Annotated in this window: 27 protein-coding genes; 21 read left to right on the forward strand and 6 right to left on the reverse strand. The window is 32.6% G+C overall.

Features of this window, described 5'->3' with window-relative positions:
• Positions 1-4: 4 nt before the first annotated feature.
• The 13 genes from NLG42_RS03585 (at position 5) to NLG42_RS03645 (ending at position 15661) form a co-directional block, all read left to right on the forward strand.
• Positions 5-2362, forward strand: a complete 2358-nt coding sequence (locus NLG42_RS03585) for a patatin-like phospholipase family protein (protein WP_257683026.1) — start codon at positions 5-7, stop codon at positions 2360-2362.
• 260 nt (positions 2363-2622) lie between these two features.
• A complete protein-coding gene (locus NLG42_RS03590) occupies positions 2623-3780 on the forward strand; it encodes a homogentisate 1,2-dioxygenase (protein ID WP_257683027.1) in 1158 nt (385 codons plus the stop codon).
• Positions 3781-3928: 148 nt separating this feature from the next.
• Positions 3929-4288, forward strand: coding sequence for a four helix bundle protein (locus tag NLG42_RS03595; protein ID WP_099717984.1), 360 nt, complete (start codon positions 3929-3931; stop codon positions 4286-4288).
• A gap of 79 nt (positions 4289-4367) precedes the next feature.
• Positions 4368-5528, forward strand: coding sequence for a 4-hydroxyphenylpyruvate dioxygenase (gene hppD, locus NLG42_RS03600; protein ID WP_089057126.1), 1161 nt, complete (start codon positions 4368-4370; stop codon positions 5526-5528).
• Between the two features lie 299 nt (positions 5529-5827).
• Positions 5828-6601 (forward strand): DUF3108 domain-containing protein, encoded by a 774-nt coding sequence (locus tag NLG42_RS03605; RefSeq protein WP_089057222.1) that lies wholly within the window; start codon positions 5828-5830, stop codon positions 6599-6601.
• Complete coding sequence (locus tag NLG42_RS03610; RefSeq protein WP_257683028.1) at positions 6598-7530, forward strand: tryptophan 2,3-dioxygenase family protein; 933 nt, start codon at positions 6598-6600, stop codon at positions 7528-7530. Before NLG42_RS03605 ends, NLG42_RS03610 begins: the two co-directional genes overlap by 4 nt.
• A 31-nt stretch (positions 7531-7561) precedes the next feature.
• On the forward strand, positions 7562-8782 hold the full coding sequence (locus NLG42_RS03615; RefSeq protein WP_089057128.1) for a peptidoglycan DD-metalloendopeptidase family protein: 1221 nt from the start codon (positions 7562-7564) through the stop codon (positions 8780-8782).
• A gap of 17 nt (positions 8783-8799) precedes the next feature.
• Positions 8800-9420, forward strand: a complete 621-nt coding sequence (locus NLG42_RS03620; protein ID WP_257683029.1) for a hypothetical protein — start codon at positions 8800-8802, stop codon at positions 9418-9420.
• Positions 9421-9466: 46 nt separating this feature from the next.
• Entirely contained in the window at positions 9467-9799 is a 333-nt protein-coding gene (locus NLG42_RS03625; RefSeq protein WP_257683030.1) for a hypothetical protein, read from the forward strand.
• 124 nt (positions 9800-9923) lie between these two features.
• Positions 9924-11567, forward strand: coding sequence for a glucose-6-phosphate isomerase (gene pgi / locus NLG42_RS03630; protein ID WP_257683031.1), 1644 nt, complete (start codon positions 9924-9926; stop codon positions 11565-11567).
• A 333-nt stretch (positions 11568-11900) separates the two neighbouring features.
• On the forward strand, positions 11901-14555 hold the full coding sequence (locus NLG42_RS03635) for a TonB-dependent receptor (RefSeq protein WP_307774301.1): 2655 nt from the start codon (positions 11901-11903) through the stop codon (positions 14553-14555).
• Positions 14556-14658: 103 nt separating this feature from the next.
• The gene (locus NLG42_RS03640; protein ID WP_089057133.1) at positions 14659-15081 is read left to right on the forward strand and encodes a hypothetical protein; all 423 of its coding nucleotides are present in this window, start codon (positions 14659-14661) and stop codon (positions 15079-15081) included.
• 91 nt (positions 15082-15172) lie between these two features.
• Positions 15173-15661, forward strand: coding sequence for a septal ring lytic transglycosylase RlpA family protein (locus NLG42_RS03645; RefSeq protein WP_099717978.1), 489 nt, complete (start codon positions 15173-15175; stop codon positions 15659-15661).
• Between the two features lie 28 nt (positions 15662-15689).
• On the opposite strand, the gene NLG42_RS03650 is transcribed toward NLG42_RS03645, so the two are convergent.
• Positions 15690-16145: a DinB family protein gene (locus tag NLG42_RS03650; protein ID WP_257683032.1), complete on the reverse strand. Its 456-nt coding sequence runs from the start codon at positions 16143-16145 to the stop codon at positions 15690-15692.
• Positions 16146-16224: 79 nt separating this feature from the next.
• Here NLG42_RS03650 and NLG42_RS03655 point away from each other — a divergent pair, with 79 nt between their 5' ends.
• The 4 genes from NLG42_RS03655 to nadD all read left to right on the forward strand — a co-directional run bounded on the left by NLG42_RS03655 (position 16225) and on the right by nadD (position 18868).
• Complete coding sequence (locus NLG42_RS03655) at positions 16225-16575, forward strand: arsenate reductase family protein (protein WP_089057136.1); 351 nt, start codon at positions 16225-16227, stop codon at positions 16573-16575.
• A gap of 94 nt (positions 16576-16669) precedes the next feature.
• A complete protein-coding gene (locus tag NLG42_RS03660) occupies positions 16670-17530 on the forward strand; it encodes a YicC/YloC family endoribonuclease (RefSeq protein WP_089057137.1) in 861 nt (286 codons plus the stop codon).
• 74 nt (positions 17531-17604) lie between these two features.
• Positions 17605-18177, forward strand: coding sequence for a guanylate kinase (gene gmk, locus NLG42_RS03665; protein WP_089057138.1), 573 nt, complete (start codon positions 17605-17607; stop codon positions 18175-18177).
• Positions 18178-18286: 109 nt separating this feature from the next.
• Positions 18287-18868 (forward strand): nicotinate (nicotinamide) nucleotide adenylyltransferase, encoded by a 582-nt coding sequence (nadD, locus tag NLG42_RS03670; RefSeq protein ID WP_089057139.1) that lies wholly within the window; start codon positions 18287-18289, stop codon positions 18866-18868.
• Positions 18869-18979: 111 nt separating this feature from the next.
• Here nadD and NLG42_RS03675 read toward each other — a convergent pair whose 3' ends face one another.
• Positions 18980-19363, reverse strand: a complete 384-nt coding sequence (locus NLG42_RS03675; protein ID WP_257683033.1) for a PKD domain-containing protein — start codon at positions 19361-19363, stop codon at positions 18980-18982.
• A 40-nt stretch (positions 19364-19403) separates the two neighbouring features.
• Positions 19404-20309, reverse strand: a complete 906-nt coding sequence (locus NLG42_RS03680) for a LysR family transcriptional regulator (RefSeq protein WP_089057141.1) — start codon at positions 20307-20309, stop codon at positions 19404-19406.
• Between the two features lie 85 nt (positions 20310-20394).
• Here NLG42_RS03680 and NLG42_RS03685 point away from each other — a divergent pair, with 85 nt between their 5' ends.
• The 3 genes from NLG42_RS03685 to NLG42_RS03695 all read left to right on the forward strand — a co-directional run bounded on the left by NLG42_RS03685 (position 20395) and on the right by NLG42_RS03695 (position 23806).
• Positions 20395-21156: a type 1 glutamine amidotransferase domain-containing protein gene (locus NLG42_RS03685; RefSeq protein ID WP_257683034.1), complete on the forward strand. Its 762-nt coding sequence runs from the start codon at positions 20395-20397 to the stop codon at positions 21154-21156.
• 190 nt (positions 21157-21346) lie between these two features.
• Positions 21347-22504 (forward strand): iron-containing alcohol dehydrogenase, encoded by a 1158-nt coding sequence (locus NLG42_RS03690; protein ID WP_257683035.1) that lies wholly within the window; start codon positions 21347-21349, stop codon positions 22502-22504.
• 306 nt (positions 22505-22810) lie between these two features.
• Positions 22811-23806 (forward strand): NAD(P)H-dependent glycerol-3-phosphate dehydrogenase, encoded by a 996-nt coding sequence (locus NLG42_RS03695; RefSeq protein ID WP_089057143.1) that lies wholly within the window; start codon positions 22811-22813, stop codon positions 23804-23806.
• Positions 23807-23945: 139 nt separating this feature from the next.
• On the opposite strand, the gene NLG42_RS03700 is transcribed toward NLG42_RS03695, so the two are convergent.
• The 3 genes from NLG42_RS03700 to NLG42_RS03710 all read right to left on the reverse strand — a co-directional run bounded on the left by NLG42_RS03700 (position 23946) and on the right by NLG42_RS03710 (position 25975).
• Positions 23946-24353 (reverse strand): hypothetical protein, encoded by a 408-nt coding sequence (locus NLG42_RS03700; protein WP_089057144.1) that lies wholly within the window; start codon positions 24351-24353, stop codon positions 23946-23948.
• 99 nt (positions 24354-24452) lie between these two features.
• Entirely contained in the window at positions 24453-25472 is a 1020-nt protein-coding gene (locus tag NLG42_RS03705) for a phenylalanine--tRNA ligase subunit alpha (protein ID WP_089053332.1), read from the reverse strand.
• Positions 25473-25618: 146 nt separating this feature from the next.
• Complete coding sequence (locus NLG42_RS03710) at positions 25619-25975, reverse strand: hypothetical protein (protein ID WP_089057145.1); 357 nt, start codon at positions 25973-25975, stop codon at positions 25619-25621.
• 275 nt (positions 25976-26250) lie between these two features.
• On the opposite strand from NLG42_RS03710, the gene NLG42_RS03715 reads away from it, so the two are divergent.
• Entirely contained in the window at positions 26251-26796 is a 546-nt protein-coding gene (locus NLG42_RS03715; RefSeq protein ID WP_089057146.1) for a CvpA family protein, read from the forward strand.
• The last annotated feature ends 129 nt before the right edge of the window (positions 26797-26925 follow it).

The following is a 26925-nucleotide window of genomic DNA, read 5'->3' on the forward strand; positions in this document are numbered from 1 at the left end:
TCTTATGCGCCCAAACCAGCTGTCAATTTTAAATACTCGGTTAAAAAGATTTTTTTCCGATTCCAACAAGGGAGCTTCTTGGGCCGCTCTTTTTTGGCAGGAAAAAAAACTCTTTTCTTTCTCGCAGTTTTCTATTTCCTTCTGGAGTACGACAGCATTAATTTTTACATTTTTATTATTGATTCCACAAAAATCTTTTTCACAAGAAAATAAAAGAGACAGTATTAAAAAACCAAAAATTGGATTGGTATTAAGCGGCGGCGGTGCCAAAGGTTTTGCACATATTGGAGTTTTAAAAGTTCTTGAAGAAGCTGGAATCAAAATTGATTATATTGGCGGAACGAGTATGGGATCTGTAATTGGCGGACTTTATGCTTCTGGTTACAATGCTTCGCAAATTGACTCTATTTTCAAGAAAACGAATTTCGACGAATTAATAAACGATTATATTCCACGTTCTTCAAAAAATTTCTACGGAAAGAAAAACGACGAATTGTATGCTATTGTTTTACCGTTCAGTAATTTTAAAATTGGTATTCCTGAAGCACTTTCAAAAGGAATGTACAATTACAATTTACTAAGCAGTCTAACGCGTAATGTTCGTCATGTTCGTGATTTCAACAAACTTCCAACTCCGTTTTTATGTATTGGAACTAATATTGAAACCGGCGAAGAAGTATTGCTTAACAAAGGAAATCTAGTTCAAGCAATGATGGCGAGTGCCGCATTCCCTTCATTATTTACACCTGTCGAAATCGACGGAAATTTATTAGTAGACGGAGGTGTTGTAAACAATTATCCCATAAAAGAAGTTCGTAATCTTGGTGCCGACATTATTATTGGTGTTGATGTTCAGGATGATTTATTGAATAGAAAAAACCTAAAGAACGCCACTCGAATCTTGGTTCAGATTACCAATCTGCAATCAATTGAAAAAATGAAAAGTAAAGTAAAAGATACTGACATTTATATCAAACCTGATATTCGTGATTATGGTGTAATTTCATTTGACAAGGGAGAAGAAATTATCAGAAAAGGAGAAGAAGCTTCTTTTGCGGTTTACGAAAAAATTAAATCGCTGGTAAACGAAGATAATTTTTATAAAAAGCCAAAACTAAAACTTGCTTCAGATACACTTCAAATCGCAAAGATAAATAGTGAGAATCTCGAAAATTATACAAAAGAATATATTCGCGGAAAACTTCGCTTCAAACCAGGAAGCACAATTACCTATGCTGATCTTAAAACTGGAATCAACAATTTAAATGCAACCCAAAACTTTAGTACTATATCCTACTGTTTAGAGCCAGACGGAGAAAACGACGATTTAGATCTTGTATTAAAAGAGAACCCAACACAGACTTATTTAAAACTTGGTCTTCATTATGATGGTTTGTACAAAAGCGGTATATTATTAAACCTTACGCATAAAAAAACATTCTTAAAAAATGATATTACTTCACTGGATGTTATTTTAGGAGATAATTTTAGATACGATTTCAACTATTATGTCGAAAACGGATTTAATATAAGTTTTGGATTTCGCTCTAGATTAAATCAGTTTAACCGAAATGTAACGACCAACATAAGTACTTTAACGGCACAAAATCCAAATGTAAACCTTATCAATGTTGATTTTATGGATATAAGCAATCAAGCTTATTTTCAAACCATCTTTGTACAGAAATTTTTAATGGGCGGTGGACTAGATTATAAATATCTTAGAATAAGCTCTCCAACTCTGGCAAATATTGATAACATTATTGACAAAAGCAGTTATTTAAGTGCATTTGCCTATTTAAAATACGATTCGTTTGATGACAAATATTATCCAAACTCAGGATTGTATTTCTCTACAGATCTTCAAACCTACTTAGCATCTTCAGATTATACCAATACTTTTAAACCATTTTCGATGGCAAAAGCTCAGGTTTCGTATGTAAATACAATCTTCAAAAAGCTTACTTTTAAAATAGATGCCGATGCTGGTTTAACGTTTGGAAATGACAGCGTACCGTTTTTCGATTATATTTTAGGAGGATATGGTTATAACAAAATAAATAATTTCAATTATTTTTACGGCTATGATTTTCTTAGTATTGCAGGAAACAGCTTTATAAAAACTGGAATCACACTTGATTACGAGATTTTCAAGAAGAATCACGTAAATCTTTCGGCCAATTATGCCAATTTGGGCGATGATATATTTAGTACAGTCGACTGGATTTCAATGCCAAAATATTCCGGTTATGCAGTAGGTTACGGACTAGAAACCATTATTGGTCCAATTGAAATTAAACAATCCTGGTCGCCAGAAATGTCAAAAAGTTTCACTTGGTTTAGTATAGGTTTTTTATTTTAATTTCGATTTTTTCGAAATATTTTATGTTATAAATAATATAATATGTAATTTTGATCAATAAAAATTACGACATTTGTTATAATGAAAACTAAATGGACAGGTTTATTAGAGTATCTTCAATTCCTCATCAAGAGAAATCCTGAATGAAGCTATCGAATTGAGATAATTAGTCAAAACTAAAGTTGACTTGATTATCTGTTCACACAATTCAAAATTTTCGAATTATCTAATTAATTTTAAAATTATCTAATTGAAAAGCCATGCCATTATATCATAAACTTGGAGATTTTCCTCAAAAGAGACACACCCAATTCGAAAAACCAAACGGAGGTTTTTACTATGAACAATTATTTGGAACCGAAGGTTTTCACGGACATTCGTCACTATCTTATCATGTTCACAGACCAACGCAGGTAAAAGAAATTTTAAATTCCTATTCGGTTGAACCCAAAATCGCAATTGGAAAAAACATAAAATCACTTCTTTTTAAAGGTTTTGAATTAAAACCTGAAAACGACTTTTTAGACAGCCGAAAAGCAATGTTGGTCAACAAAGACTGCATCATTGGTCTTGCTGCGCCAAAAGAATCGCTTCGTAATTATTTCTATAAAAATGCCGATGCCGATGAAATGCTTTTCATCCATAAAGGAAAAGGAAAATTAAGAACCATGTTAGGAAATATTCCCTTTGAATATGGCGATTATTTAATTATTCCGCGTGGTATCATTTATCAAATTGATTTTGAAACAGAAGACAACCGACTATTTTATGTAGAATCTTATTCTCCATTTTATACTCCAAAACGATATAAAAACCAATCAGGTCAGCACTTAGAACATTCTCCATTTTGTGAGCGTGATTTTATTTTGCCAAACGAATTGGAAACCTACGACGAAAAAGGAGATTTTTTAATTAAGATTAAAAAAGAAGGCATGATTCACGAAGTGGTTTATGCTACACATCCATTTGATGTTGTGGGCTGGGACGGATACAACTTCCCTTACGGATTTTCAATTCACAATTTCGAACCTATAACTGGGCGTGTTCACCAACCGCCGCCGGTACATCAAACTTTTGAAACAGCAACTTTTGTTGTTTGTTCATTCTGCCCAAGACTTTACGATTATCACCCAAAAGCCATTCCAGCACCATATAATCACAGCAATATAGATTCTGACGAAGTACTCTATTATGTTGATGGTGACTTTATGAGCCGCAACAATATCGAACAAGGTCACATCACTTTACATCCAAAAGGAATTCCGCACGGCCCAGCACCAGGTGCTATGGAACGCAGTATTGGTCATAAAGAAACTCAGGAATTAGCCGTTATGGTTGACACCTTCAGACCATTAATGGTAACTGAAGAAGCTATAGGTCTTGATGATGGACAATACTACAAATCCTGGACGGAGTAATTTTTTAATGTGGCAATATGTCAATTAGATAATTAGAAAATGGTTTTAAAACCGCACAAATGAGAAAATTCAAATAATTATTTTGTAAATTTAAACTTACAATTAAAATTATCTAATTATCACATTTTCTAATTAACTAATTCAAAAAATGACTTTTAACGAAAAATATAAAGACAACACTCTTTTAATAAAAACCTTCAATTTTGCATTAAACATTATTGACTATACAACCGAACTTCAAGATCAAAAGAAATTCGTAATTGCAAATCAGTTATTAAAAAGTGGAACATCAATTGGAGCAAACTCAAAAGAATCACAAAACGCAGAAAGTAAAGCAGATTTTATTCATAAATTAAAAATTGCGATTAAAGAAGCTGACGAAACAGAATATTGGTTGTTTTTATGCGATGCTCATAGAGAATATCCAAATTGCAAACGTCTATTAAATGATCTTTCAGAAATTTTAAAAATTTTAAACAAAATAATATCAACATCGAAGAGGAATTAGAAAATTAGGAAATGTGTCAATTAGAAAATTAAAGCATTTCAAAAATTATCTCATTTTCTCATTATCAAATTATCTAATTATGAGCAAAGAAGTAAAATCAGTAGAATACGGATTAGAGAAAATATTTGAAGGAGCACAAGATTTCCTTCCATTATTAGGAACAGATTACGTAGAGTTTTATGTAGGGAATGCAAAACAATCTGCACATTATTATAAAACTGCCTTCGGATATCAGTCATTGGCTTATGCCGGATTAGAAACTGGAGTAAAAGACAAAGCATCTTACGTTTTAAAACAAGATAAAATCAGAATCGTTTTAACTACGCCATTAACGGCAGATTCTCCAATAAACGAACATCTTAAAAAACATGGTGACGGCGTAAAAGTTGCGGCACTTTGGGTTGAAGATGCTACAAAATCTTACGAAGAAACGATGAAACGCGGTGCACGTTCTTTTATGGAACCAACTGTCGAAGAAGATGAATTTGGGCAAGTGGTTCGTTCTGGAATTTATACGTACGGAGAAACTGTTCACATTTTTGTAGAAAGAAAAAACTACAACGGTGTTTTCTTGCCAGGTTATAAAGAATGGAAATCAGATTACAACCCAGAACCAACGGGATTAAAATATATTGATCACATGGTTGGAAATGTGGGATGGAATGAAATGAATACTTGGGTAAAATTCTACGAAGATGTTATGGGATTTGTGAACTTCTTATCTTTTGATGACAAACAAATTACTACAGAATATTCTGCATTGATGAGTAAGGTAATGTCAAACGGAAACGGAAGAATCAAATTTCCAATAAACGAACCTGCGGAAGGAAAGAAAAAATCTCAAATTGAAGAATATTTAGATTTTTATGGCGGACCTGGAATTCAGCATATCGCTATTGCTACAGATGACATTATCAAAACGGTATCACAATTAAGAGCACGCGGTGTTGAATTTTTATCAGCTCCTCCGCATACTTATTACCAAGCAATTCCTGAAAGATTAGGTGTTCATATGGATATGATGAAAGAGGATATTAACGAAATTGAAAAGTTAGCGATCATGGTCGATGCCGATGAAGATGGTTACCTTTTACAAATATTTACGAAGCCTGTTCAAGACAGACCGACACTTTTCTTCGAAATTATTCAAAGAATGGGTGCAAAAGGGTTTGGTGCAGGTAACTTTAAGGCTCTATTTGAGTCAATTGAGAGAGAGCAGGAATTGAGAGGAACTTTGTAAAATTGCATTATTTTTACATTATGCAAAAAAATTCTCTGTAAAATGATGATTTTTATGCAAATGTTATGTTAAACTTACTATTTGCTATTTTTTTTATGCACTTTGTATCTATCTTTGCACTCGCAAATCAAGAAGGGGTGGTTTCCTTCTAATTTGATATAAATTTCATAATTTATAGTTTTTTGGTTAGTTAATAGCATAAAAACTCAGTCATTCCTTGACTGAGTTTTTTTGTTTTGGTACATTTGGAATAGAATTTGCATTTATTTACCTTTATTATGAAATGTAAAAATTGTACTATGAAAAAGTTCGTCCTCATTATATTGATTCTAACGACATTTAGTTTTGACACTCAAAAAGAAGACGCTTTTGATACTGGAGAATACTTCAAATTCAGAATTCATTACGGAATTGTAAATGCTGGATACGCGACTCTTGAGATTAAAGATGCTACAATAAATAACAAAAAAGTTCATCACGCGATAGGAAAAGGCTACACAACTGGAATGTCGAAATTCTTTTTTAAAGTCGAAGATTTGTACGAAAGCTATTTTGACAAAGAAACCGGAAGCCCATATCGTTATGTTCGCAAAATTGACGAAGGCGGTTATACTAAAAACCAAGAAGGTTTTTTTAATCAGTCTGAGAACAAAGTTTTAGTGAAAGATTACAAACGAAAAACCGAAAAAACGATTGTAATCACTGACAATGTGCAAGATATTGTTTCGTCTTTTTATTATTTAAGAAACCATCCAAATATTGACAAGCTAAAATCAGGCGAAGCCATTACAATTGATATGTTTTTTGACGATGAAATCACAAAATTTAAGTTAAAATATGTAGGCCGTCAAGATATTACGACTAAATTTGGAACCGTTTCAACAATGGTCTTCAAACCTCTTGTACAAACCGGAAGAGTCTTTAAAGAAAAAGAAAGCTTAACACTCTGGATAACAGACGACGACAACAAAGTACCTATCAGAATCAAAGCAGATCTTGCCGTTGGATCTCTAAAAGCAGATCTTGATGAATATAAAGGATTGAAAAATCCGCTTAAAGTTAAAAAGAAATGAACCTAACTGATCATTCAGAATCAATTTTAAAAGAAATTGACCTTAAATTTCAAGCAATAAATCAAAAAACTGATATTCAGTTAGAAGGTTTGCTTTGGTCAAAACCAATAACATATTGGGACTATATACAAACTGACGCTCTTTTAAATTTACAAATACAACGCACCACTCTTCCTGATGAAATGGTTTTTATTATGTACCATCAGGTAAACGAATTAATCTTTAAAATGATTTTGTGGGAAATCGATCAAATTGCTGAAGCACAAAACATTCAGGCTGATTTTTTCAACGAAAGGCTTTCAAGAATCACACGTTATTTTGATATGCTTACAAATTCGTTCAGTATTATGGAGAACGGCATGGAAGTAGATCAATACATGAAATTTAGAAATACACTTACTCCTGCAAGCGGTTTTCAAAGCGCACAATATAGAATGATCGAATTTGCATCTACAGATGTTATTAATTTAACTGACCGCAGATACAAAGCAAACTTTGATGAAAACACAGATCTTGAGACAAGTTTTGAGCATTTGTACTGGCAAGCCGCAGGAAAAGATTACCAAACTGGCGAAAAATCTTATTTGCTAAACGAGTTTGAAAAAAAATATAAAGATCAGTTTTTAAGACAAATGACTTCGTTTAAAACGAAAAACATTTGGCAGAAATTCTCTCAACTGCCTGTTGAAGATCAGCAAAATAGTGATTTAATCGCAGCAATGCGTCACTACGATAAAACGGTAAATATTACTTGGGTAATGCAGCATTTAAATACTGCAAGAAAATACATCTTAGAGAGTGGAAAAGGAACGGGAGAAGCAACAGGCGGAAGCGACTGGCAAAAATATTTGCACCCAAAATACCAACGACGCATCTTTTTTCCTAAATTGTGGACCGAAGATGAATTGTCTAACTGGGGGAACGAATAAACTACTTTAGTTTCCCAAAAAATTTAAAAGTTTGAAAAAAGCATTCGTAATTATAATAGTATTATTTTCAATATTTTCATGCAATAAAACCGCCGAAAAGGTTGAAACAAAAACTATTAAACCAAAAACCAAAAAAGTAGAATTTGGTTTTAATTATGCTGACTTCAATGTAGTTAACGACACTATCGAAAAAGGAGATTCTTTCGGCTCAATAATTCAAGGCCAAAATATTGGCGACAAACAAGTTCATAATATTGTAGAACAAGTAAAAGATTCTTTTAACGTAAGATCGATTCGCTACAATAAACCGTTCACTTTACTTAGAGCTAAAAATAAAACTAACAAATTACAAGTATTTATTTATCAGCCAGACGCATTGTCTTATTATGTAGTTGACTTAAGAGACAGCATCGCAAAAGCATATAAAAAAGTAAAACCTGTTACTTTAAAGCGTAAAATTATTGGAGGCGTTTTAAAAAGCTCTTTATCTGAAACTCTTGGAAATGAGAGTGTCGAAACAGCACTTGCCAGCAGAATTACAAAAGTATTCTCTTGGTCTATTGACTTCTTTAAACTAAAAAAAGGAGATCGCTATGGATTAATTTTTACAGAACGATTTATCAATGGCAAAACTTATGATGGTGTTGAAGAACTAGAAGCTGCTTTTTTTGAATATAAAGGTAAAATCATTTATGCATTTCCATTTGAAAGAGATACGACATCAGGGAAAGTTGAATATTATGATGATGAAGGAAAGACGTTAAAAAACTTTTTCTTAAAAACACCCATCAAATTCAGCCGAATCACTTCTCGCTTTACTGCGAATAGATTCCATCCTGTACAACATACTTGGAAAGCACACAAAGGAACGGATTATGCAGCGCCAACAGGAACTCCAATTTCAACAACTGCATCTGGAGTTGTAGAAGCAACAGGATATACAGCAGGAAACGGAAATTTTGTAAAAGTAAAACACAACGGAACTTATTCTACTCAATACTTACACATGTCGCGAATTTTAGTTCGACGCGGACAGCGTGTTACACAAGGACAAACTATTGGATTAGTAGGAAGTACAGGACTTGCGACTGGACCTCATGTTTGTTACCGATTCTGGAAAAATGGCGTTCAAGTAGATGCACTTCGACTTAATTTACCAACTGGAGAATCTTTGACTGGAAGTGACAGAACTCGTTTCATGAAACAAATCGAACCTTTGAAAAGAGAATTGGACAGTATTGGTAATTTGTAAATTCATCAAATAGAAACATGAAAAACGCTCGGATTAAAGCAATTTACAATGAAACTTTTTCAGGTTTAAAACTATTTTACAGAGATACTAATCTATCCGAAAACTTAATTTCGAATTACAAAATCGGACAGATTATTCAAGAAAAAGGCTTTACAGATATGACTTCAATTGGCGGTGGTCTTTTTGGAAATTTTAGATATTTAATTGCCAGCGCTCATCCTAAAGATTTATCAAAATTCAATCCTGATTCAGCAAAAATTGGACATTTTCTATTAGATTCGATTGCTTATTTTAAAGTTTTGGACATTCAGAAAATCGACGATAAAACGCAGGTTTTTCTTTTAAATATTCCTGATACTTCGATTTCACTTTTTAAAAACTCTTCATCAAATCTTGAAGAAGAAATTATCGAAAAGGCAAGAAAAAAATTCAATACCAAAATTAATTCACATTTAATCCCAGAGTTACAAGCCGAAAACTGGAAAGAAAGAACAAAATCTCCAATTGGAATGAGTGATAATGGCGAACTATTTTTTGATGATTCTAAAATTAAATTAGAACCTATAAAAAGAATAGAAATTAATACAGCCGAAAAAACGATAACGGTTAACAAAAAACCATGGTGGAAGATTTGGTAAAACTTTAATTCAAAAACATCATTTTATCCAATCACAAAATCAATTAATGAAAAGAATCCTATTTGCATTCTCATCTACAATAATACTCGGATGTTCTAATCCAAAGATTTTCATTTTAAAGGATACAAATGAAAACAAATATTACGCATCAGAATTAATCAATAATGCTTTCGAAAAAGATCAAATTGACGAATCTCCTTTAATCGTAATAAACGGAATTCCATTTAAATACGACAAACAGCAAGACACAATTTTATTACCCTTGAAAAAATCGGAGATCATAAATCTGGATTTTTTAAACAAGAACAGCAGTCGTATAATGTATAACGAAAAAGAAAATGATGGCGCTGTCATAATAACAGCAAAAATTAGAAATTGAAAGCAATAATCTCATAAAACGTTTTCGTAACTAATTGTTATATAATCCCGAACCACTGCCCTTTTAAAAGTTATTTCAGTATTTTTGTGTTTCTAAAAAAAACTAAACTTCAATAAAAATACAAATGGCTTTAAACACAACAAACCCAACTGGGACTGAAGCGTGGAAAAATCTGCAAAACCACTATAACGCAATTCACGAAACTACCATACAAGAACTTTTTCAGCAAGATAATGCTCGTGCTGCAAAATTCAACTTACAATGGAATGATTTTTTAGTTGACTATTCTAAAAACAATATCAGCCAAGAAACCATTTCTCTATTATTAGAATTAGCAAATTCTATTGGATTAAAAGACGCAATCTCTCAATATTTTGGCGGAGCAATCATCAATCAAACTGAAAACAGAGCTGTTTTACATACTGCTTTGCGTGCTCCAGAAACGGCAGTCATAAAAGTTGATGGAGAAAATGTAATTCCAGAAGTTTATGAGGTAAAAAACAAAATCAAAAACTTTACAGAAGAAGTAATTTCTGGACAAAGAAAAGGTTTTACTAGAAAAGCTTTTACTGACATTGTAAATATTGGAATTGGAGGCTCAGATCTTGGGCCTGTTATGGCTGTTGAAGCTTTACAATTTTACAAAAATCACCTAAAAACGCATTTCGTTTCAAATGTTGACGGAGATCACGTAAACGAGATAATCAAAAAATTAAATCCAGAAACTACGCTTTTCTTAATCGTTTCTAAAACTTTTACAACGCAAGAAACTTTATCAAATTCTGAAACTATTAAAGAGTGGTTTTTAAAATCAGGTTCACAAGAAGATATTGCAAAACACTTCGTGGCAGTTTCAACAAATATCCAAAAGGTAACAGAATTTGGAATTAATCCTGACAATATTTTTCCAATGTGGGATTGGGTTGGAGGAAGATTTTCTTTATGGAGTGCAGTAGGTTTGAGTATTGCCTTAGCAATTGGTTTTGATAACTACAACCAATTATTAGTTGGCGCAAATGAAATGGACGATCATTTCAAAACGACAGAATTTGACGAGAACATTCCAGTAATTTTAGGTTTATTGAGTGTTTGGTACAACAACTTCTTTGGCGCCGAAAGCGAAGCTTTGATTCCATATACACAATATTTATCAAAACTAGCTCCATACTTGCAGCAAGCAACTATGGAAAGCAACGGAAAAAGCGTTGGTCGTGACGGAAAACCTGTTAACTACCAAACTGGAACAATTATTTGGGGAGAACCAGGAACAAATTCGCAACATGCCTTCTTTCAATTAATTCACCAAGGAACAAAATTAATCCCGACGGATTTTATTGGATTCGTAAAACCACTTTACGGAAACGAAGATCATCATGATAAATTAATGTCGAACTTTTTTGCACAAACGGAAGCATTATTAAACGGAAAAACTCCTGCACAAGTTCAAGCTGAATTTGATAAGCAAGGACTTTCTACTGAAAAAGCTGCTTACTTATTGCCTTTTAAAGTTTTTACAGGTAACAAACCAACCAATACAATCTTAATTCAAAAATTAACTCCTAAAAGCTTAGGCTCATTAATTGCTTTATACGAACATAAGATTTTCGTTCAGGGTGTAATCTGGAATATTTTCAGTTTTGACCAATGGGGAGTTGAATTAGGAAAACAACTAGCGAACTCTATTTTAGATGAAATTAATTCTAAAACAGTCAAAAATCATGACAGTTCAACTACATTTTTACTGAATCACTTTTTAAAGAACAAGTAAGAACTTAAAAATATCGAGTTTTGTAACCTCCTGAAACGCCTTAAATTAACAAAATTTAAGGCGTTTTTTCGCATAAAGAAGCCGCAAAACGGCAGTTAGTCGCAAAAATTTGCAAGTTTAGAACTACAGCACACAACACATTCTTACGATTTTAACAAAAAACAGGCAGGTAAAATCAAAAAAACGTCGTTTTATGTAAACAAAAAAGAAAAAATCATTTTAATGCGCAACAAATTTTATAAAACTTACTTTTCTTAACATTTTGATAACACTATCTGATTTAATTGTTATAATTTTGCCAAAAACAAATAACAAAAACAACAAATGAAGAAAATGAAAAATTGGTTACTTACAGGACTATTTTTTATGGTAGTTTCAACTGTATTTTCTCAGGGAAAAATTACTGGTACTATTACTGATGGTATAGTTTCATTACCAGGAGCTAATGTAGTTATCAAAGGTTCTACTACATCAACATCAACAGATTTTGATGGAAAATTTACTATTGATTCACCTACTGCTGCTGGAGAATTATACATCACTTACCTAGGTTACAACAACTTAACGGTAAAATTCACAGTTTCTAAAGGAGCTACAACTAATTTAGGAAAAATTGTTTTAGAATCTGATTCTAATCAATTAGAGGAAATTGTAGTAATGGGTAAAGGAATTATCGATTTAGCTAAGGACAGAAAAACTCCTATTGCAGTTTCTACTATTAAATCAGCAGAAATTCAAGCTAAAGTTGGTACTTCAGACATTACACAAACAATGGTAAATACACCATCTGTTTACGTTGCTGGTCAAGCTGGAGGTTACGGAGATTCAAGAATCAGCGTTCGTGGATTCGCTCAAGATAACACTGCTTTCTTATTAAACGGTCAACCAATCAATGGTATGGAAGATGGTAAAGTATACTGGTCTAACTGGTCTGGTTTATCTGATATTGCGAATGCAGTACAAATCCAAAGAGGTTTAGGATCTTCAAAATTAGCAATCTCTTCTGTAGGAGGAACTGTTAACTTTATTACAAAAGCTACTGACAAAAACGAAGGTGGTTTTGTTTCTTTAGGAGTTGCAAATGATAATTACTTCAAAACTACTGCTGCTTACAACACAGGTATGAGCAAAAGCGGATGGGGAACAAGTGTAATGTTATCTCACTGGCAAGGTGATGGATACAATGATGGAACAAGAGGTGAAGGTCAAACTTACTTTATTTCTGTTGGATACAAAGCAAATGACAAACACAGTTTCAACTTCTTGTTAACTGGTGCTCCACAATGGCACGATCAAAACTTTACAAAAGCGATCAGCACTTACCTTCAATACGGAAGAAAATATAACAACAACTGGGGATTATTAAATGGTGAGTATGTTTCTGAAAGAACAAACTACTACCACAAACCAGTAATGAACCTTAACTGGGATTACGATATTAGCGATAAAACTCAATTATCTACTGTATTATATGCATCTTGGGGAAGAGGTGGAGGAACTGGAAGTTACGGTTCTAAATTACCTAACCTAGCAAATGGACAAATTAACTTTGACGGTATATATGCTAAAAATGCTGGTATCGGTCAAGGTATCGGAGATAGTAACGGAAGAAGTTTAAATGGAGCTTATTTAATTAGAGCTAGTGCAAACAACCACTCATGGTATGGTGCTGTATCTAACTTAAAACACCAAATTACTGATAACTTAGCTTTAAATGCAGGTTTAGACTTAAGAACTTACAAAGGAACTCACTTTAGAGAAGTTGCAAACTTCATGGGATTAACAAGCTGGAAAGAATCAAGAAACTTAAAAGGTGATAATGACCAAGGAAGTGGTACAATTGCTACAAATGTTGTTACTGAAACAGCTTCAGCAAAACCATGGCCTGCAACTTTCAATACAATTGCAGAAAACCAAAGAATTGATTACGATTACGGAGAAACTATTTCTTACGGTGGTGTATTTAGCCAATTAGAGTATTCAAATGACAATTTCTCAGCATTCTTCCAAGGATCTCTTTCAAACCAGTCTCATACAAGAACTGATAGATACGATTACTTACCACAATACAAAGATGCTGAAAAAGTAAACAATGTTGGGTACAACGTAAAAGGAGGAACTAGCTACAAAATTGCTGATCAACATACAGTTTATGCAAATGCTGGATATTATTCTCGTCAACCATACCACGATAACATCTATTTGAATTTTACAAATGCTGTTAACCCACTTTCTGAAAATGAGAAAATCTTAGGATTAGAGGCTGGATATACTTTTTCTTCAAAAGTAGTAACTGCAAGTGTTAATGCTTACAGAACTTCTTGGAAAGATAGAGTTACAACTACTTCAAATGCTGCTGCTGCTGCTGATATTATTAAATATCCTTCTTTACAGTTAGGAGATTTAATTTACAAAACTAACGAAGGTGTTGAGCAAGTTCACACTGGTGTAGAGTTAGATTTCGTTGCAAAACCAACTCACAACCTTAACTTAACAGGATTCTTATCTATTGGAGACTGGCAATATAACGGTAATGTTGTTACTACTTACAGAGACGAAGGTTTAAATACTTTAGACAAAACTGTTGAAGATGTTGATGGTGGAAAAGTTGGAGATGCTGCTCAAGTAACTTACGGTTTAGGATTTAGATATGAGTTTGTTAAAAACTTATCTATCGATGCTGACTGGAGATACTACGATAAATTATACGCTAACGTAGGAGCTGTAAAAAGCAACTTAGAATTACCTAGTTATGATTTAGTAGATTCTGGTATTTCTTATAAATTGTTTATCGGAAAACAAAAAAGCAACTCAATTGCTTTCAGAGTTAACGTTAACAACGTTTTTGATGAAGTTTACTTCTCTGAATTAACTTCTGCTAAAACAGCTGGAGCAACAGATGTAACTTACAAAGGAATCAACGTTACAAATAATGGTTTCTTCGGAATAGGAAGAACTTGGAACTTTAGCTTACGCTACAATTTCTAATAAAGAACCAAACTAAATAAGAAAAAACGGCATTGACTTTTAAGTTTAATGCCGTTTTTTATTGCCCATTTTTGTTATATTTGTTTCAATAAAAATTTAATTTATGTACCATTTTTTACAAAAATTTCACTCAGGTTGGGCCTATTTAGCACTATTGCTTTTAGCAATTGCAGTAATAAATGCTATTATCGGCTTCTCTTCTAAAAAAGAGTTTACAGCAAAAGATCGCAAGATTTCTTTATTTGCTTTAATCGGAACTCATACACAATTATTGATTGGTTTAATCCTTTATTTTGTGTCTCCGTTAGGAAAAGCAGCTTTTGGACAAATGTCTAATGCAGAACTTAGACTAACTTCATTAGAACACCCGCTGATCAATATTATCGCCATCGTTTTAATTACTATTGGATGGTCAAAACATAAAAAGCTAATCAACAGCGAAGCAAAATTTAAAACATTTGCTATATTTTACGGATTAGGATTATTACTTATTTTAAGTAGAATTCCATGGAACCTTTGGTTCTAAAAACACCAATTAAAGCCCTAGAAAAATAGGGCTTTTTTTATCTCGGCATATTATTTGTACAAACTCCCCCAAGTCTGAAAAAAAATAAATCATGAGTAAAAAAAATATCATACTTACCACATTTGCAATAACTTTTTTAAGTTGCTTTACCTACATTATAAGCCAAACAAAACCAGTAATTGAACAAAAATCAACTCAAGACACTGTAAAGAATAACAGACCGAGCATAATTGCTATGCCAACCGACTCTGTTTTTACAGACAAAGGCTTGAAATTAAAACTATACAAAAAAACAGCTCACGCATCCTACTATGCAGATCGTTTTAATGGTAGAAAAACAGCTGACGGAAGCAGATTCAGCAACAGTAAATATACCGCAGCACATAAAAAACTTCCTTTTGGAACAAGAGTTAAAGTAACTAATGAAGCCAACGGAAAATTTGTAATTGTAAAAATCACTGACCGCGGTCCATTCGTAAAAACTCGTGAAATTGACCTTTCAAAACGAGCTTTTATGGAAATCACCAAAAATAAAGGTGCCGGCGCGATGAAAGTTACAATCGAAACAATAATAGAATAAAAAATCCCGCCGTGAGCGGGATTTTTTATTATACAAACTTCTTAATACTCATCATAAATCCCGTGTGGAGTCCTTCATGATAATTATTAAAATCCAAAGCTCCTTCAATATCCTTTAAAGTATAACCTATACTTGTACTATATTCCATATAGTTAACAAAAATACCATTCTCAAAATCACTTTCAACTTGTTTTAGAGTAGACAAAAGAAGCTTTTTAATCTCATCAACTTCATCTTGAGAAACATCACCCTCTGGCTTGGTTCCTTTTTTATATTTTGCCATAAACTCTTCAGAAATATTTGTTGGCAAACCTGACAACTTATAAATTAAAGCTTGTTGAACAGATAAGCAATGCCCCGCATTCCAAATTATATTATTACTAAATCCTTCTGGAATTTTGTTTAATTGCTCTAATGAATAATTATCTAAAATCTTTAAAATAACTTCTCTAATGGTTTTCTGTACATTAAAAACTGATTTCATAAATATATTTTTTTTATAAAATTAGTCATTTTTAAGTTTTAAATGATTTTTCTTTGCAGTCTAACAAACTTGTAAAAAAATGAACAAAATATATTATTTAGCATCTTGCGACACTTGTAGAAAAATTATTAAAAGTTTACCTGAAAATCATAATTTAGTTTTTCAAGACATCAGACAAAATCCAATTACAGAGGCTGAACTTGAAGAAATGTATCAACTTTCTGGAAGCTACGAGGCACTATTTAGTAAAAAAGCGCAATTGTACAAATCAATGGATTTAAAAAACAAATCGTTGACTGAAGCCGATTTTAAAAAGTACATTTTAGAACACTACACTTTCTTAAGTCGTCCGGTTTTTATTATTGACGGAAAAATTTACATCGGCAACAGCCAAAAAAATATTGCGGAGGTTATAAAAGTTTTGAGTTAGTTTTTTTTCCTCGATTACACAATTACACAGATTATTGAATTACAGCGCAACACTACAAACTTTTAGTTATCTTTGCGCCTTTATACTCAATTATATGATACAATCTATGACAGGGTTTGGCAAAGCTTCTTTGCAATTGCCTACAAAAAAAATTACCGTTGAAGTAAAGTCCTTAAATAGCAAAGGTTTAGATTTAAACGTAAGAATGCCGTCGCTTTATCGCGAAATGGAACTAGGTTTAAGAACTCAAATCGCAGCAAAACTGGAAAGAGGCAAAATTGATTTCGGAATTTACATCGAAAGCACCTCTGAACAAACTTCAACAAAAGTAAATGTACCTGTCGTAAAAAACTACATTGCCCAATTAAAAGAGGTTTATCCAGACGCAGATGAAACTGAGTTAATGAAAATGGCTGTTCGTATGCCTGATACATTAAAAACAGAACGCGAAGAAATCGACGAAAATGATTGGGAGCAAATTCAAGTTATTATTGAAGAAGCGCTTCAAAACATTTTAGGTTTTAGAAAAGACGAAGGAGAATCTCTAGAAAAGGAATTCAACTTAAGAATTGGTAATATTCGTCAATATATGAACGACGCTTTGGCATTAGATCCAGAACGTGTTCAAGCCATTAAAGATCGTTTACAGACTGCAATATCAGAATTACAAGTTAATGTTGACGAAAATCGTTTTGAGCAGGAATTAATCTACTACTTAGAAAAGTTAGATATAACGGAAGAAAAAGTTCGTTTAACGAACCATTTAGACTATTTCTTAGAGACTTTGAATGGAAATGAAGCAAACGGTAGAAAACTAGGCTTTATTACTCAAGAAATGGGCCGTGAAATCAACACTATGGGTTCAAAATCAAATCATGCTCAAATGCAGAAATTGGTTGTGATGATGAAAGATGAGTTGGAAAAAATTAAAGAACAGGTTTTGAATGTGCTTTAACAGCTTTAAGACCATATAATAAAAAAGATCAACAAAAGCTTAAGGTATACAGCCTAAAGCTTAAAGCATAAATAATGAACAAAGGAAAATTAATTGTTTTTTCAGCACCTTCAGGATCAGGAAAAACAACTATAGTAAAACATTTACTAGGGAAAGAAGATTTAAACTTAGAATTTTCGATCTCAGCAGCTTCTCGCGAACCACGCGGAGAAGAAGAACACGGAAAAGATTATTATTTTATTTCGTTAGAACAATTCAAAAAACATATTAAGGCCGAAGAATTCCTGGAATGGGAAGAGGTTTATCGCGATAATTTTTACGGCACATTAAAGTCGGAAATTGAGCGTATTTGGGCTTTAGGAAAAAATGTAATATTTGACATTGATGTTGCGGGTGGTTTACGTATAAAGCACAAATTTCCAGAACAGACCTTAGCCGTTTTCGTAAAACCTCCAAGTGTTGATGAACTAAAACGAAGATTAAAACAACGTTCTACCGAAAGTGACGATAAAATTAATATGCGAATTGCAAAAGCATCTGTCGAATTAGCGACAGCGCCTCAATTTGACACTATTATAAAAAATTACGATTTAGATACTGCAAAAGAAGAAGCTTATCAATTGGTAAAAGAATTCATTAATAAGTAATTTTATTCCGCTAAAATTCAAAAAGCAAAAACACAAAGATTCACAAAGTACCTTTAAAACTTTGTGAATCTTTGTGCTATCTTAGCGAATCTCTGTGAAACTCTAAAAAATGAAAATAGGACTTTACTTCGGAACGTATAACCCCATTCATGTTGGTCATTTGATCATTGCCAATCACATGGCTGAGTTTGCAGATTTAGATCAGATTTGGATGGTTGTTACACCTCATAATCCGCTAAAAAAGAAAGCAACCCTACTCGATGATCATCACCGTTTGCAAATGGTCTTTCTAGCGACGGAAAATTATCCGAAGATCAAACCTTCAGATATTGAGTTTAAATTGCCACAGCCAAATTACACAATAGTGACGTTAGCGCATTTGCAGGAAAAATATCCAAGTCATGAATTCTCTTTGATTATGGGTGAAGATAATTTGAAAACGCTTCATAAATGGAAAAACTATGAAGTAATTCTCGAAAACCATGATATCTATGTTTATCCGCGTATTTCTGATGAACCTGAAAATACTGAGCTAAAATCACATCCAAAAATTCATGTAATTGATGCTCCTATTGTAGAAATTTCATCAACTTTTATTCGAAACAACATTAAAGAAGGCAAAAACATTCAGCCATTACTGCCGCCTAAAGTTTGGGAATATATCGATCACAATAATTTATATAAAAAGTAAAAAATCATTTTACATACGATCTCGTAATTTCGAGGAACGAGAAATTGCAATTAGAAATAAAAAAGAAAGCCTGAATTTAAAATTCAGGCTTTCTTTTTTATTTTTCAGATTCTATTCTACTGTCACACTTCTCTTTGGAACGGACGTACACTCTTGACCATCCTTTTTAACTGTAACCTCAGCCCTAGCCTCATATGTTCCAGCTGCGACATAAGTATGAGAAACATCTTTTCCAGTTCCTGTCGTACCGTCGCCAAATGTCCATTTTACAGAAACCAAAGTTCCTGTTCCGCTATAGCCAACCGAATAATTCATTATCTTAGGATTATTAGCATCTGTAGAATTATGTAATTTAACATAAAACGATTCTGCTAAGCAATCTATTATCGCCTCGTCATCACTCTTACTGCAAGAATTACTCATAAAAACAGCTGCAATAAGAACTAACACTGATACAAACTTTTTCATTTTTGAAAATTTTAGTGGTTTATGCATCAAAATTATTGTTTTAAACAACAAAAACAAATGATTTAAATCATAATCTGTTACCAAAAAACAATTTTAGCTCTTTAGAAATAATCTCAAAAAGGGCATTTAAATTATTATTCTTTGGCGCCATTAAAAACACAAATTCTTCAGGAACGTGAAAACTATTCCATACTAACTGCAGTTTATTCTCTTTAATAAAACTTCTCGCGTTGCAATTCCATGTTACCGCCACTCCTTCATTCTTAGATAAAAGTCTCAACATCTCAGACTCAGAGGGAATAATATAATTAGGAACCATTGATGGTCTTTTTTTATTAAAAGCGTGCAACCAGAATAATTTTATGTGCGGAATTCGAGCATCATGGCTGTACCATTTTTGACCATTCAACCATTGTTCTATCTCGACAAAATTATCTGCTTTTAATCTCTGACGAAATTCTGTTATATCTAAAGTTGTTGGAGCAACCACTATTAATTTAATTTTCCCAACAATTTCATAAGTAGTATCAAAAGTATCAAACCTTTTTGTGGTAATTGCAAAATCCAGTTTCTTAGAATCGACTAATGCAAAAAGTTCATCATTCTCTGCAAAAGTAAAATCGATTAAATCAAATTTTGAAATTAATAGATTTCCGATACATTCAAAAAGATGTTTAGAAATTCCAACAGAAATTAATCGATTAGCATCTTCGGCTTTAGCTCTAAAACCCGCTTCGACACTTTCAAGTCTGTCCAGCGCATCTATAATCAAATTATTCAGTAACTTAGCGTATTCCGTTGGCTCTACTCCTTTTGATTTTCGATTAAATAATTTATTTCCAACATGAGCCTCAAGCATAGAAATTTGCTGACTAACGGCGGGCTGACTCATAAATAATTCCTTTGCGGCCACCGAAAAATTGCCGTTTTTATAAACTGCTTTAAAGGTTCTGTACCATTCTAGATTTACCATGACATAAATTTATTTATAACAAACATAGTTTATTTTATTTTTACTAATATCACTTAAGCTGTAAATTTGTTCAAAATTTAATATTATGAAGAAAATAACTTTACTCGCAATAATTGCATTTACAGCTGTAAGCATTTCGGCTGTTGCTCAAAAATCAAATAAAAAAGAGATGAAAAAAGTATTATTTGTTGTTACCAGTAATGATAAGCTGGGCAATACAGGGGAAAAAACTGGATTTTGGTCAGAAGAATTTGCTGCACCATATTATGAGTTATTAGACCAGGGAGTGGAAATTACAATTGCTTCTCCTCTTGGCGGACAACCTCCAATTGATCCTAAAAGTGCCGATCCGTCATCAGCGACAGAAGACACTAAACGTTTTGATGCTGATAAGGTTTTACAAGAAAAACTAAAAAATACTTTAAAACTTTCAACTGTTAATCAAAAAGATTATGATGCCGTTTTTTATCCTGGAGGTCATGGACCGCTTTGGGATTTAGTTGAAGATAAAAATTCTATTGCCTTAATCGAATCATTTTATACACATAACAAACCTGTTGCTTTTGTATGTCATGCACCAGCTGTTTTGAAAAATGTTAAAGTAAACGGTACATATCTCGTAAAAGGTAAAAAGGTAACTGGATTTACCAATGATGAAGAAGAAGCAGTTGGCTTAACTAAAGTTGTTCCGTTTTTATTGGAAGATGCTTTATCATCTAATGGCGGAATTTTTTCAAAAGGACCAAACTGGCAGCCTTATGCTGTTGAGGACGGACTTTTAATTACGGGTCAAAATCCAGCATCGTCTAAATTAGTCGCTGGTAAATTATTACAAAAAATTAAATAAATAAAGCGCTAAAGGACTTAGACGCAAGAATTCTTCTGTTAGAAACTAAAAAAAAACTAATGTCCTATAAGCCAATTGATGAGTAACAAAATTAAAAAAACAACCTTGCTAAGTCTATTATATAAGTTCAAAAAAAACTTAGTCCCGAAGCTTCGGGATAGTAGCTTAACATCTTAGAACCTTAAAAAAAATGCTAAACTTTGAATTATACAATCCGACGAATTTAATTTTCGGAAAAGGACAAATTGAGAAACTTTCTACTCTAGTTCCAAAAGAAGCTAAAATTCTTTTGGCTTATGGAGGCGGAAGTATTTTTAAAAATGGGGTTTACGATCAAGTAATCGCAAACTTAAAAGGTTTTGAAATTGTAGAATTTGGCGGAATCGAGCCAAATCCTAGATTTGAAACTTTAATGAAAGCAGTTGACGTTATTAAAGCTGAAAAAATCAATTTTATTCTTGCCGTTGGTGGAGGATCAGTAATTGATGGTGTGAAATTTATTTCGGCAGCTGTAAATTTTGAAGGAAATCCGATTGATATTCTGCAAAAAAGAATCTTAATTACAGAAAACGCAATGCCTTTTGGAACTGTTTTGACGCTGCCTGCAACAGGAAGCGAAATGAATTCAGGTTCTGTTGTAACTATCGAATCTACTCAGGAGAAACTTGCTTTTGGCGGAAGCGCAATGTTCCCCAAATTCTCTATTTGCGACCCAACGGTTATTGCTTCTTTACCAAAAAGACAAATTCAAAACGGTGTTGTTGATGCTTACACGCATGTAATGGAACAATATCTAACCTATCCGCATGAAGGTTTTCTACAAGACCGAATTGCTGAGGGAATTTTACAAACTTTAATTGAAATAGGTCCAAAAGTTGTTGAAAATCCAACTGATTATGCTTTAGCTTCAAACTTTATGTGGAGTTGTACTATGGCATTGAACGGATTAATTCAAAAAGGTGTTCCTCAAGATTGGGCAACTCACATGATTGGTCATGAATTAACTGCACTTTACGGAATTGATCACGCTAGAACTTTAGCCATTATTGGCCCAAGCTTATACAATGTAATGTTTGAAACTAAAAAAGGCAAACTGGCACAATATGGCCGACGTATTTTTAATCTTTCAGGATCTGATGATGAAGTAGCAAAAGAAGCTATTAATAAAACTGTGGAATTTTTCCATACAATGGGAATGGACACAAAACTATCTCAATACACAGAAAACTATAGTAATACTGCCGATTTTATCGTAAATCGTTTTGACGAAAGAGGCTGGAAAGGTTTAGGAGAAAATCAATTAATAACTTTAGACAAAGTAAAATCTATCGTTGAACTTAGTTATTAAGTAAAAATTAAAAAACTGAGCAGTGCCAACTAATGAAAAAAGGCGTTCTTAACTAGTTTAAGAGCGCCTTTTTAAAATACTAAAACAAAACTAACTAACTCAATTCTTGCTAAACTCATTAAATTCTAATTTATAAACACTTACAACGCAAGGATTTTATTTTTATTGTGTATCTAAAAAAATATTTTTTACTTTATTGAAAGCTGCTGAAAACCATTGTTATTAATAGACGTAAATAAATTTCTTAAATTAGATTTTGTATTATTACTACTTTATTAAGTACTTTTGTTTTAAATTATTAAAATAATGAGTGAAAAGTTAAAATTTGCAGTAATTGGAGGAGGAAGCTGGGCAACGGCAATTGCAAAAATGTTGTGCGTTAATCTTTCAGAAATTGCGTGGTATATGCGTAATGAATCTGCGATCGAACATATTCAGAAATACAAACACAACCCAAATTATCTAAGCTCTGTTGAGTTTGACACTAACAAGCTTAAACTAACCAGCAATATAAATGAAGCGATCGAATATGCCGATTATATTATTTTTGCTATCCCATCTGCTTTTTTAGATGCCGAATTAAAAAACATGACGGTTTCTTTATCTGATAAAATTATTTTCTCAGCGATTAAAGGTATCGTTCCTGAAACAAGTTTAATTGTTGGCGAGCATTTTCATATTCAATACGATATTCCATATTACAACATAGGAGTTATTACAGGTCCTTGTCACGCCGAAGAGGTTGCATTAGAAAGACTTTCTTACCTGACAATTGCTTGCGGTGATCCAGAAAAAGCTTCTATTGTAGCAAAATCTCTTTCAGGAAATTATATTAAAGCAAAAATTTCAGATGATATTATTGGAACTGAATATGCTGCAATGCTTAAAAACATTTACGCAATTGCAGCCGGAATTGCACATGGTTTAGGCTATGGCGACAATTTCCAATCGGTTATGATGAGTAACGGAATTCGCGAAATGAAAAAATTCATTCGTAAAGTTCATAAAATGAAACGTAACATTAATGATTCTGCTTATTTGGGCGATTTATTAGTTACAGGATATTCTGTTTTTTCAAGAAATAGAATGTTCGGAAATATGATTGGAAAAGGATATACGGTAAAAAGTGCTATGATGGAAATGAGCATGGTTGCCGAAGGTTATTACGCTACAAAAAGTGCTTATAAACTAAATCAAGGCTACGGAGCAAAAACACCTATAATAGACGCTGTTTATGCTGTTTTATACGAAGGAAAAGACGCTAAAACTGTTTTCAAGAAATTGACGGAGTCTTTGGATTAATTCTCTTTGTCTTCAGAGGCAAGATTAGTAAATGCAAGAAGAAAGACTGGATCTAAATTTTTGTTTACTATATAAAAAAAGAGTCAAGACTTATTTAATTTGTCTTGACTCTTTTTTCTTTATCCTATTTTCTAAATTCTTACTTCACCATAATTCCATCCACAAACAAAATTGGCACTTCTTCCGTATCATTTTCGTTGATCAAATTAGATTTGAAAGTAAATTTCTTATCGTACAAAGTATTTCCGATGAAGAAAGTCACCATAAATTCGTTATTCATAACTAGAAGACTTTTCTCAATCATCTCAATTTTTACTACAGAAACTGCAGGAACTTCAACGAAAGCATGACGTAAAATAGAGGTTTTTTTCATTTCGCCATCAATAGTTCCAAATGCTTTTGAAACCACCATTACGCTGTCTAAATTAAAATCGCTGTCATTTACTAGATAAGCATACCATACTTTTTCCATAAAATCATCGCTCCATTCCTGAACAGCAGCAAGAAACACGTTTTCAACTATCGGAATTATTATATCTTTTTTCATATGAGTCAGAAGTTTAAAAATCGAAAGTCATAAAGTCGAAAGCCAAAAGCCATTACTTTGTGACTTTTAACTCTCGACTTTATGACTTTTAGATTTAAATTAAATATTTGCTTTGAATTGCTCTAAGAAACGAACATCGTTTTCATAGAACATACGGATATCGCCAATTTGGTATAAAAGCATTGCAATACGCTCTACTCCCATTCCAAATGCAAAACCGTTATATTCATCTGGATTTATATCACAATTTTTCAAAACGTTAGGATCTACCATCCCGCATCCTCCAATTTCTAACCATCCAGTACCTTTTGTAATACGATAATCAGTTTCGGTTTTTAAACCCCAATAGATATCGATTTCAGCACTTGGTTCTGTAAATGGGAAATATGACGGACGAAGACGAATCTTAGATTTTCCGAACATTTCTTTTGTAAAATAAAGTAACGTTTGTTTCAAATCTGCAAAAGAAACATCTTTATCAATGTACAATCCTTCTACCTGATGAAAAATACAGTGCGAACGAGACGAAATTGCTTCGTTACGAAAAACACGTCCTGGAGAAATTGTACGAATTGGCGGTTTATGATTTTCCATATAACGCACCTGAACAGATGATGTATGCGTACGCAATAACACATCTGGATTTGTCTGGATAAAAAATGTATCCTGCATATCACGCGCTGGATGATATTCTGGCAAGTTCAATGCTGTAAAATTATGCCAATCGTCTTCTATTTCCGGACCTTCGGAAACATTGAATCCAATATTGGCAAAAATATCAATAATCTGATTTTTAACGATTGAAATCGGGTGGCGAGAACCAATAATTACTGGCTCTGCTGCACGTGTTAAATCACCAAAAACTCCTTTTGTTTCTTGTTTGCTTTCCAGTTCTTCCTGAATAACGCGAACTTTCTCTTCAGCAACAGCTTTTAGTGTATTAATTACCTGTCCAAAGTCTTTTTTCTGGTCGTTTGGAATGTTCTTGAACTCTGTAAAAAGTTCTTTCAACAATCCTTTACTGCCTAAATATTTAATACGGAATTGCTCTAAGGATTCTTTATTTTTATCATTAAAGGCTTTAGCTTCCTCTATATGTTCTTTTATCTTGTCTATCATTTTCCTTCAATAATTGAGAATACAAATTTAGTAAAAAAGTGAGATGTGAAGAGTGAGATATTTGAAGTATTTTCGAAACTTCTATCATATTTCTAATCTCAAATCTAAAACTTGTAATCTAATCCCGAAGTATCGGGATAAAATTTCTACTCTATTACTTCTCTTTCTAAGAAATAATTAACGATTGCTTCTTTCATTAAAACTGATTGTTCACCAGCTTTTAAAGCTGGTAATTGCTCTTTTACTTTGTAATGCGGCCAGCCTTCTCCATCAAAAAAATCAAATTCATAAAACCCATAAGGCTCCAATAATCTGCAGATTGCAATGTGCATCAAATTTAATTTTTCATCTTTCTTGAACTCTCGATGAACTTTTCCGAGTTCCTGAACTCCAATTAAATAAATAATTGCATCTAAATCTAAGTCTTCGCCTTGCGAAAATTGATTTGAAAGTATATCGACGAGCTTTTCCCAGCGCTCTTTTAGTTGTGTATCTCTTGACATTTTTATTTGTTCTTTTAGATTTTAATTTTAGACTGAAGAATGATTTAAAGATTATTTAAACTTAAATTCTACAATCATAGCTCTAAAATTATTATTGCAAAGATAGGAACTTCAAATCCAAAGACCTCAAAAAACCAAAACTTCCGTTTTACAGGATTAAAACGCAGGTATATCTGAAGATTTCAAAAATTAAAAACTTTGTTCCTTTGAAGCTTTGCTCCTTTGAACCTAAAAAAAAGATCTATATTTGCGCCTTTATTAAATCCACAGAAAACATGAGTTTTTTTGATATTATTGTTGGTGCACTTTTAGGCTTTAGTTTATACAAAGGCATTAAAAATGGCCTTTTTGTAGAAGTTGCCTCTTTTATTTCGTTATTATTAGGAATTTATTTAGCGATTAAATTTTCTTCTTTAATGAAAGATATAATCAGCAAACATGTATCGTGGAATCCCAGTACAATTCAAATCACAGCTTTTATACTAACTTTTATTTTAGTTGTAATCGGCGTTTATTTCTTAGCTAAAATCCTTACCGGAATTGCTGATTTTGCTTTTTTAGGATGGGCAAATAAATTAGGCGGAGGATTTTTCAGGGTTTTAAAGTCAATTCTTATTTTAAGCATTTTTATTGCCTTGTTTGAAAAAATCAACTTCAACAATACTTTTGCTAAAAAAGAAACTCTGGACAAGTCTATTTTTTATAATCCCGTAAAAAAAGTGGCCGCTTTTGTGTATCCGTCAATCGAGAAATGGTACGAGAATTTCAAAGACAATCAGTCAGATAATTCTTCAAAAAACAACCATACATCACCTCAATAATCAAGTTACTGCTTTAATTTTCTTTTCTTGACCATTTTAAATCATTGATTGTCATATTTTTAAATTATTAAAAATATTAAATGATCAACAAGAAGAGTTTTGCTTTTTATTTATTTAATTTGTAAAAAT

Origin of the sequence: Flavobacterium plurextorum (genome assembly GCF_024638035.1) — a bacterium.
GTDB lineage: Bacteria > Bacteroidota > Bacteroidia > Flavobacteriales > Flavobacteriaceae > Flavobacterium > Flavobacterium plurextorum.